Raw genomic sequence first — 9,322 nt, forward strand, 5'->3', positions numbered from 1 at the left:
GTCAGATGCGCGCCGCGTGAATCGAACTGACCAGGATCGCGCGAGCGCCGAGCTCGTAGAGCTCGTCCATGATCGCGTTCATTCGCACCCGCGGCACCATGACGCGGACCGCGACCCAGTCCGAATCGCGCAGCGGCGAGATGGTCGGCGACTCGAGGCCGGGAGTGATGGCCGAGGCGGCCTCGACGAGGCCGGAGGGCAGGTCGTAATCCATGAGCACGTACTGCCGTGCGACGAGCACCCCCTGGATGCGTCGTTGGAAGGTCGGGAGCCCGGCGAGCTCGGCGCCAGAACTGATGAGCACTGCGGTCGACTCGAGGATGACCGGACCGAAGACCTCGAGCCCCTGCTGGCGCAGGGTCGTGCCGGTCGAGACGACGTCGGCGACGGCATCCGCGACGCCCAGGCGCACCGCCGACTCGACCGCGCCGTCGAGCGGGACGAGCTCCGCGGCCACGCCCTCGCTCTTCAGGTAGGCGCCGACGAGACCCGGATAGCTCGTCGCGACGCGGACCCCATGCAGGTCGGCGAGGGTCGAGAAGCGGCCCGCGGGTCCTGCGAACCGGAACGTGGATTCACCGAAGTCGAGACCGACGATCTCGGTGGCGCCGGACCCGGAGTCGAGAAGGAGATCCCGGCCGGTGATCCCGACATCGAGTGCGCCGGAGCCGACATAGGTGGCGATGTCGCGGGGGCGAAGATAGAAGAACTCGACGTCGTTGGCCGGGTCGAAGACGATGAGCTCCTTCGGATCGCGGCGGATGACATACCCGGCCTCCGAGAGCATCTGGGTTGCCGTGTCGGCGAGCATTCCCTTGTTGGGGACGGCGATTCTGAGCATGCTGGTTCTCTTCACTCGCCGGCTGGTCGTTCAGCGCGGCGTCGGCGTGGTCGGACGGGAAGTGCGGTCGGGAGCGCGCTCAGAGATGTCGGTAGACATCCGCGGTCGTGAGGCCCTTCGCGAGCATGAGCACCTGCACGTGGTAGAGCAGCTGCGAGAGCTCTTCAGCCGTGCGATCGGCGGTCTCGTGCTCCGCCGCCATCCAGGACTCCGCGGCCTCCTCGACGAGCTTCTTGCCGATCGAGTGCACCCCGGCGTCGAGGCGCTCGACCGTGCCCGAGTCGGCGGGCCGGGTCGCGGCCTTCTCGCTCAACTCGGCGAACAGCTCGTCGAAAGTCTTCACGCCCTCAAGGGTACCGGCTGGGCGAGCCCTCTTACGAAACGCCCAGCAGGTCGATGACGAAGATGAGTGTGCGTCCGGAGAGCGCGTGCCCGCCGCCGGCCGGCCCGTAGGCGAGGTGCGGGGGGATGACGAGCTGGCGACGACCGCCCACACGCATGCCGGGGATGCCCTCCTGCCAGCCCGCGATGAGGCTGCGCAACGGGAAGTTGATCGACTCGCCACGGCTCCAGCTCGAATCGAACTCCTCGCCGGTCTCCAGGTCGACACCGAGGTAGTGGACGTCGACGGTCGACCCGGGGGTCGCCTCGTCTCCCGTGCCGATCTCGACGTCCTCGGTCACGAGCACCTCGGGCGCCTCGCCCTCGTAGAAGTCGATCTCCGGCTTGGTCCTGTTGAATTCGCTCATCGCACTATCCAAGCAGATGGCGCCCCGCCGCGGCGCGCAGCGCGGCGATGTTCTCGGTCGGATCCCCGGTGTTGTAGACGCTCGAACCGGCCACGAAGGTGTCGGCTCCCGCCTCGGCGGCGATCGCGATCGTGCGCTCGTCGACGCCGCCGTCGACCTGCAGCCAGACATCCAGACCGAGCCGCTTCACGACATCCGAGAGCGCCTCGAGCTTGGGCATGACCGCCTCGATGAAGCTCTGCCCGCCGAAGCCGGGCTCGACCGTCATGACGAGCACCTGATCGAACTCCGGCAGGAGCTCGAGGTACGGTCCGATCGGCGTCCCCGGTTTCACCGCGATCCCGGCGCGCGCGCCGATCTCACGCAGCTTCCGGGCGAGGCCTACGGCATCCGCCGCCGCCTCGGCGTGGAAGGTCACCGAGAAGGCGCCGAGTTCGGCGTAGCCGGGCGCCCAGCGGTCGGGGTCGTCGATCATGAGGTGCACGTCGAGCGGGATCGGAGAGACCGCCTGGATGCGCCCAACCATCTGCGGCCCGAAGGTGAGGTTCGGCACGAAGTGGTTGTCCATGACGTCGACGTGCACGAGGTCGGCGGTCGCGATGCGCGCGATGTCGTGCTCGAGGTTCACGAAGTCGGCCGAGAGGATGCTGGGGTTGATGCGGACCGGCATGCGGCAAGCCTAGCGGCCGGCCTCCGCGCCGTCGGCTTTCCCCAGCAGCGCGATGAACATCGCATCGGTGCCGTGCCGGTGCGGCCACAGCTGGACCTGCAGCCCCGGACCGAGATTCAGCGGTTCCCTCACGACGGTGGCGAGGGCGGCCGGGGCATCGACGGCCTCGAGCCCGCAGCGCTGCACTGCATGCTCGACGATCACCCTCGTCTCGGCCAGGTGTGGAGAGCAGGTCACGTAGGCCAGAAGGCCACCGGGCTTCAGTGCCCTCGCGGCGGACTCCACGAGCTCGACCTGCAGCCTCGTGAGCTCGGGGACATCCTTCGGCTGCTTGCGCCAGCGGGCCTCCGGCCGCCGCCGCAACGCTCCAAGACCGGTGCACGGGGCGTCGAGCAGGATGCGGTCGAACTGCCCGGCGAACCGCTCGCCGAAGTCCCGCCCGTCCTGCACGAGCACCTGCGGCGGGTTCTCGAAGACCGCAAGGGCGTTGCGCACGAGTTGCGCCCGCGCGGGGATGATCTCGTTGGCCACGAGGGTCGCTCCTGCGCCGTGGGCTTCCGCTGCGAGCAGCGCGGCCTTCCCGCCGGGACCCGCACACAGATCGAGCCACCGCTCCCCCGGCGTGACCGGCCGCGCCCTGCTGAGGGCGAGCGCCGCGAGTTGCGAGCCTTCGTCCTGGACTCTGGCGCGCCCGTCCCGCACCGCGGGCCACCGCGCAGGGTCCCCGCCCTCGCTCGCGGCCGCGAACGGGGAGAATCGGCCGGGAACCGCGCCGGTGAGCTCGCCGCTCGTTGCGAGCCCCGGCAGCGCTGCGAGGCTCACGCTCGGCGCACGGTTGTCGGCCTCGAGGAGTGCGGCAAGTTCGTCCTCACGGCCCTCGGCCTCGAGAGCCCGCCGGAATGCTCTGACGATCCAGGCCGGATGTGCGAACTCGGCCGCCAGGCTCTCGTCCTGGCTCTTCGCCTCGCCGATCACCCGGGAGCGCCACTCCTGGGCGCTCGTACGGGCGATCGTGCGCAGCACGCCGTTGACGAAGCCCGTCGCCGAGCGCGAACCGACCTCTCGGGCGAGCGAGACCGCCTCGTCGACCGCCGCGTGCTGCGCGACGCGCATCGACAGCAACTGGTGCACCGCGAGCCGGAGCACGTCGAGGATGGGCGCATCCAGTTGCGCGAGCGGTCGACCGGCGGCCGCCTCGATGACGCTGTCGTAGTAACCGCGACGGCGCAGGGTCCCGTAGGTCAACTCCGTGGCGAGCGCCGCATCGGGCCCGGCGAGTCCGGCGCGATCCATCGTGACCGGAAGCAGCAGGTTGGCGTAGGCATCCGACTCCGAGACGGCGCGGATGACCTGGTAGGCGACCCTGCGCGCCGGCTGGATGCCGCTCATCCGGCGACCCTCCCGGCAGCCCCTTCGGGCGCGCTCGGCAGCCCACGCCACCAGTCGGCAACGCGCATGGGCTTCTTTCCGGCCGGCTGGACCGTGACGAGCTCCATCGGGTCGGTGGCCGTTCCGACGAACACGGCTCCGTCGAAGCGGAAGACTCCGGGCGCGAGCGTCGGCCGGTCACGGGCGATCACCGCATCGAGGATCTTGAGCCGATGCCCATCCACCATCGTGAACGCCCCCGGCTCCGGGGTCGCACCCCGGATGCGGTCGTGTACGGCATCCGCCATCAGGTTCCAGTCGATACGGCCGTCCTCCACGCCGAGCTTCGGCGCGAGCGTCACCTCGCCGACCTGCTCCTCCGCGCGGGCACTGCCGTCGGCGATCGCGTCGACGACCCGCACGAGTAACCCTGCGCCGGCATCGGCGAGGGACTCGAGCAGGTGCCCGGCGGTCTCGTTCCGGCCGATCGACTGGGTGAACCGCCCGTAGACGGGCCCCGCATCGAGCTCCTCGACGAGCTGGAACACGCTCGCCCCCGTGACGTCGTCCCCGGCCATGATCGCCCTCTGGACGGGCGCTGCGCCCCGCCAGCGCGGAAGCAACGAGAAGTGCAGGTTGATCCAGCCGTGCCTCGGCGCCGAGAGCAGGGGTTCGCGCACGAGACCCCCGTAGGCAACGATGACCCCGAGCTCGGCGTCGAGGGAGGTCAGTTCCTCGGTGACCGGGGCGAGCCGGTTCGCCTTGATCACCGGCAGCCCGAGGCCGACGGCGACCTCGGCGACCGGTGTGGGGGTCAGCAGGCGCTTGCGGCCGAACGGAGAGTCCTCCCGCGTGAGCACCGCGGTCACCTCGTGCCCGCTCGCCACGAGTGCCCGCAGGCTCGGCACCGCGGCAGCGGGGCTGCCGGCGAAGACTATGCGCACTCGTCTGCTCCCTGCACCTGTTCGATCAGGCCTGCTCGAACGGTTCGAGATCGTCGAACCGGACTCTCAGTGTAGGCAACGACGGTCGGCCGCCTCCCGCCGGGACGCGCATTCGGCGGGTCGTGGCGTTCCGGATGATCTCAGCGCGCAGGGCGGTCGCCACCGAGGCTCCCTGCGCGTAGTCGAGGCGGACGATCGCGCGCAGCCCCTCGCCGCCCTGCTGGTTGGAACCGAGCTCGACCGGCCCGAGCACATCCACACCGGTGATCGCATCGACCGCCGCGGTGGCCCTCGCCACCGAGGCCGGGTCGCCCGTCACGGTCGCCACACGCACGGCAGGCGGGAACCGCAACCGCCGGCGGTCGGAGAGTTCTGAGCGCGCGTAGTCCGCGAGCTGCCACGTCGCCAGGGCCCCCGCGAGGGCACCGCCGACCCCGACGAGCACGCTCGGAGCTCCAACCGCCGCGAGGGCGATCGCGTTCGCCCACCAGCGCAGGCAGTCCTCGCCGACACGGAGGCTCTCGCGGGCGAGCATCCGTTCGCCATCCAGCAGCAGGACGGCCCGGTAGCCTCCCGCGGCGATCGGCTCCGCCCCGCGCGTCGCGATGACGAGGGCCGGTTTCGCGCTGACCTCGAGAACGGACCGCTCACCGTCGGCGATGATCACCGGTACACCGGGGAAAGCCCTCCCGAGGTCCTCGGCGGTCCTCGTCGCCCCCTGCCCCTGCAGGCGGTAGCCGCGGCCGGAGCAGTGCGCACAGCGCCAGTCGGTGGCGATCGCGCCGCACCACGCGCAGGATGGCGATGAGCGTGCGGTCCGCAGGCCGAGCGGTCCCGAGCACCGGGCGCACCGGGCGACCTGACGGCAGGTCTCGCACACGAGCTGCGGTGCATACCCCGGCCTCGCGACCTGGACGAGCACCGGTCCGTGTTCGAGCGCGCCCCTGGCCTCCCGCCACGCGCTCGACGGGATCCGGGCCTGGGCTGCGAGCCGGTCCTCCGCACTCTGCTGCGCGGTGGGGATGACCTTCGGCAGGTAGCCCCTCGCCGGTGCGAGGGCTCCCACCCAGCCGACCTGCACGAGCCGTTCCACCTCGACGGTCCGAGCATGCCCGAGGAAGACCAGAGCACTGCCCTCGAGTTCCTGCCGCAGCAGCGCGACATCACGGCTGTGGGCGTAGGGGCTGAGCGGCTCGCTGTGCAGAGGATCCCCATCGTCCCACAGGGCGATGAGCGCGAGCCTGTCCGCCGGGGCGTAGACGGCGGAACGGTTGCCGACGATGACCCGGGGCACCCCGTCGAGGCACTGCAGGTGCGCACGGTACCGGTCGGCGTTCGACTGTCGCGCGTCGATGCGCACGATGCGGTCGGCGGGCAGGATCGCCTCGAGAGCGGTCACGAGCTGGTCGAGATCCCGGTAGTCGGGCACGGCGAGGATGACCGAGCCGGCCTGGAGCGCACGCGAGGCGAACGCGGCGAGCGTCACAGCCCAGTGGCCGACCCAGCGGCGGGAGGGCGGCGCTCCGGCCTCGACGACCTGCGGGACGGCATCGACCGCGAGCCGCTCCGCCCCGCCGATCGCCTCGTCGATCCTCGCGATGCCGTAGTCCGCGACGGCCACGGGTTCGAATGGCGACGGCTCGGCCCGATCGGCGGCGAACCACGCCTTCTCGACGCGCACCTGCCGCTTCGGAACCGCCAGCCGGAGGATGTCGCTCGCGGTCCCCGCCGCACGATCGGCCACCCGGCGCGCGAGCGCGTACACCTGCGGGGTGAGCACGGGAACCGGCGACACGATCGCTTCGAGCTCGCTCAGCACGCCCTGATAGTCGACGGAGTCGACGAGTTCGATGAGGTAGCCGTCGGCGATGCGCCCGGCCGAGCGCAGTGGAACGCGCACGCGGACGCCGGGAACGGCATCCTCCAGCATCGCCTCCGGCACCCGGTAGTCGAACAGCCGGTCGAGCTGAGGCAGCGGAGAGTCGATCAGCACCCGCGCGATGGATGCCGCCGGCATGGCTACAACCCGACCGCGCTGCGGAGTTCGTCGACCCGGTCGAGCCTCTCCCAGGTGAAGTCGGGGAGCTCGCGGCCGAAGTGGCCGTAGGTGGCCGTCTGCCGGTAGATCGGCCGCAACAGTTCGAGATCGCGGATGATCGCCGCCGGCCGCAGGTCGAACACCTCGCGGATGGCCGAGTTGATCTTCGCCTCGTCGACCCTGGCCGTTCCGAAGGTCTCCACATACAGCCCGACCGGGGCGGCCTTGCCGATGGCGTAGGCGACCTGCACCTCGAGCCGGTCCGCGAGCCCCGCCGCGACCGCGTTCTTGGCCACCCAGCGCATGGCGTACGCGGCAGAGCGGTCGACCTTCGACGGGTCCTTGCCGCTGAATGCGCCGCCCCCGTGCCGGCTCGCTCCCCCGTACGTGTCGACGATGATCTTGCGACCGGTGAGTCCGGCATCCGACTGCGGTCCTCCGGTCTCGAACCGTCCGGTCGGATTGATGAGGATGCGAACCCCGGTGCTGTCGAGTTCGGTGGAGGCGAGAACAGGACGGATCACGAGCTCCTCGACCTCGGCGAACAACTGCGTGTTCTGCACCTGCGGTGAGTGCTGGGTCGAGAGCACGACGGTGTCGACGGTGCGCGGAACCTCGCCTTCGTAGCCGATCGTGACCTGGGTCTTGCCGTCCGGGCGGAGGTAGTCGAGCTCGCCGGTCTTGCGAACCTCGGCGAGCCGCTCCGCCATCCGGTGCGCGAGCCAGATCGGAACGGGCATGTACTGGGGCGTCTCGGTCGTCGCGTAGCCGAACATGATCCCCTGGTCGCCCGCGCCCTGGCGGTCGAGCGGGTCGTCATCGGTCCCGTCACGTGCCTCCAGTGCCACGTCGACACCCTGCGCGATGTCCGGCGACTGGTTGCCGATCGACACGGCGACGCCGCAGGATGCGCCGTCGAACCCGACCGCCGAGGAGGTATAGCCGATGCCGCTCACGATGTCGCGCACGAGCTGCGGGATCTCCACGTAGCCCGAGCAGGTGACCTCACCCGCGATGTGCACGAGCCCCGTCGTCACCATCGTCTCGACGGCGACACGGCTGCTGCGGTCGACGGTCAGAAGCGCATCGAGGATCCCGTCGGACACCTGGTCGCACACCTTGTCGGGGTGCCCTTCGGTGACCGACTCGCTCGTGAACAGGCGGAAAGCAGTACCCACAGTGTGCCTAACGGGTCGAGGACCGGATGAACTGGTCGAGAGTCAACGCAGCAGGTCGAGGATACGACCGGCCACCGACGACTTCGATCCTGAAGTCTCCAACACTATATCGCCGTGCCTGTCGAGGACCGTGACCGTGTTGCCGTCCACGGCGAAGCCCTCGTCCCAGCCCACGCGGTTGACGACGAGGAGGTCGCAGCCCTTCCGCGCGAGCTTCGCGCGGCCGAGCTCCAGGAGCTTCGCGTCATCGCGCTCGGTCTCCGCGGCGAAACCGATGAGCAGCTGGCCGGCCGGCTTGGCCTGGGCGAGCGAGACGAGGATGTCCGGGTTCTTCACGAGCCGCAGCGGGAGCTCGTCACCCTGTTGCTCCTTCTTGATCTTCTCCGCCGCGAGCCGCTCCGGGCGGTAGTCCGCGACCGCGGCCGCCATGACGACGACATCCGCGTCCTTCGCTGCCGCCTGTGTCGCACTCGCCAGCTCCTCGGCCGTTCCCACGCTCACGAGGGCGACGGATGCCGGGGCCGGCACCTCGAGGTTGGCCCCGATGAGCGTGACCCTGGCTCCCCGCGCTGCAGCGGCAGCGGCGATCGCGACGCCCTGCTTCCCGCTCGAGCGATTGCCGATGAAGCGGACGGGGTCGATGGGCTCCCTCGTGCCTCCGGCCGTGACGACGATGTGCCTGCCGGCGAGGTCCTGCGAACGCCCGGCCTCTCCCACCGCCACCACCGCGGCGACGATGTCGTCGGGCTCCGCCATCCGCCCCGGCCCGCTGTCCTGTCCGGTGAGCTGCCCGCTCGCCGGTCCCACGATCGTGACGCCGCGCGCACGCAGGGTCTCGACGTTGTGCACGGTCGCCGGGTTCTGCCACATCTCGGTGTGCATGGCCGGGGCGATCACGAGCGGCGCGGTACTGGCCAGGATCGTCGTCCCCAGCAGGTCGTCGGCGAGCCCGGCCGTGATGCGCGCGATCATGTTCGCGGTCGCCGGGGCGACGACGATGACATCGGCGGCCTGGCCGATCGCGACGTGGCGCACCTCGGCGACGCCCTCGAAGAGGTCATGCTCCACGGGGTTGCGGCTGATCGCCTCGAGCGTCGGCATGCCGACGAACCGCAGCGCACCATCCGTGGCGACGACGTGCACGTCGTGGCCGGCGAGCACGAGGGCGCGCACGACACCGACGGCCTTGTAAGCGGCGATCCCGCCGGTGATGCCGACGACGATGTTCATCTGGGCCGCGCTGCTACTCCGCGAGCTGCTTGACGACGAGCTTGCCCTCGTTGATCTCGTGCATCGCGACCGAGAGCGGCTTGTCGTCGATCGTCGAGTCGACGAGCGGCCCGACGTTGTCGAAGAGGCTTCCCTCGTGGAGGTCGGCGTAGTAGTCGTTGATCTGGCGGGCGCGACGTGACGCGAAGATCACGAGCGCGTACTTGGAGTCGACCTTGGTGAGCAACTCGTCAATGGGCGGGTCGATGATGCCCTTGGCGCGTTCAACCATGAAAAATCTCCGTGTCCGGCCGCGATGCGCGGC

10 protein-coding genes are annotated in these 9,322 nt (G+C 70.4%); all 10 read right to left on the reverse strand.

The window, feature by feature from the left end:
• Window position 1: 1 nt before the first annotated feature.
• Complete coding sequence (gene hisG, locus ABD678_RS10755) at window positions 2-841, reverse strand: ATP phosphoribosyltransferase (protein WP_344756486.1); 840 nt, start codon at window positions 839-841, stop codon at window positions 2-4.
• Between the two features lie 79 nt (window positions 842-920).
• On the reverse strand, window positions 921-1,184 hold the full coding sequence (locus ABD678_RS10760) for a phosphoribosyl-ATP diphosphatase (RefSeq protein ID WP_344756488.1): 264 nt from the start codon (window positions 1,182-1,184) through the stop codon (window positions 921-923).
• A 31-nt stretch (window positions 1,185-1,215) separates the two neighbouring features.
• Window positions 1,216-1,590: an FKBP-type peptidyl-prolyl cis-trans isomerase gene (locus ABD678_RS10765; protein ID WP_344756490.1), complete on the reverse strand. Its 375-nt coding sequence runs from the start codon at window positions 1,588-1,590 to the stop codon at window positions 1,216-1,218.
• 4 nt (window positions 1,591-1,594) lie between these two features.
• Complete coding sequence (gene rpe / locus ABD678_RS10770) at window positions 1,595-2,260, reverse strand: ribulose-phosphate 3-epimerase (protein ID WP_344756492.1); 666 nt, start codon at window positions 2,258-2,260, stop codon at window positions 1,595-1,597.
• A 9-nt stretch (window positions 2,261-2,269) separates the two neighbouring features.
• Entirely contained in the window at window positions 2,270-3,649 is a 1,380-nt protein-coding gene (locus tag ABD678_RS10775) for an RsmB/NOP family class I SAM-dependent RNA methyltransferase (protein ID WP_344756495.1), read from the reverse strand.
• Entirely contained in the window at window positions 3,646-4,572 is a 927-nt protein-coding gene (gene fmt, locus ABD678_RS10780) for a methionyl-tRNA formyltransferase (RefSeq protein ID WP_344756497.1), read from the reverse strand. The genes ABD678_RS10775 and fmt overlap by 4 nt, the downstream gene beginning before the upstream one ends.
• 25 nt (window positions 4,573-4,597) lie before the next feature.
• Window positions 4,598-6,589: a primosomal protein N' family DNA-binding protein gene (locus ABD678_RS10785; protein ID WP_344756499.1), complete on the reverse strand. Its 1,992-nt coding sequence runs from the start codon at window positions 6,587-6,589 to the stop codon at window positions 4,598-4,600.
• 2 nt (window positions 6,590-6,591) lie between these two features.
• Complete coding sequence (gene metK, locus ABD678_RS10790; RefSeq protein ID WP_344756501.1) at window positions 6,592-7,788, reverse strand: methionine adenosyltransferase; 1,197 nt, start codon at window positions 7,786-7,788, stop codon at window positions 6,592-6,594.
• A gap of 42 nt (window positions 7,789-7,830) precedes the next feature.
• A complete protein-coding gene (coaBC, locus tag ABD678_RS10795; RefSeq protein ID WP_344756503.1) occupies window positions 7,831-9,018 on the reverse strand; it encodes a bifunctional phosphopantothenoylcysteine decarboxylase/phosphopantothenate--cysteine ligase CoaBC in 1,188 nt (395 codons plus the stop codon).
• A gap of 13 nt (window positions 9,019-9,031) precedes the next feature.
• A complete protein-coding gene (gene rpoZ / locus ABD678_RS10800) occupies window positions 9,032-9,289 on the reverse strand; it encodes a DNA-directed RNA polymerase subunit omega (RefSeq protein ID WP_344756505.1) in 258 nt (85 codons plus the stop codon).
• Window positions 9,290-9,322 lie beyond the last annotated feature (33 nt).

Source organism: Leifsonella bigeumensis, assembly GCF_039537265.1.
GTDB classification, from domain to species: domain Bacteria; phylum Actinomycetota; class Actinomycetes; order Actinomycetales; family Microbacteriaceae; genus Terrimesophilobacter; species Terrimesophilobacter bigeumensis.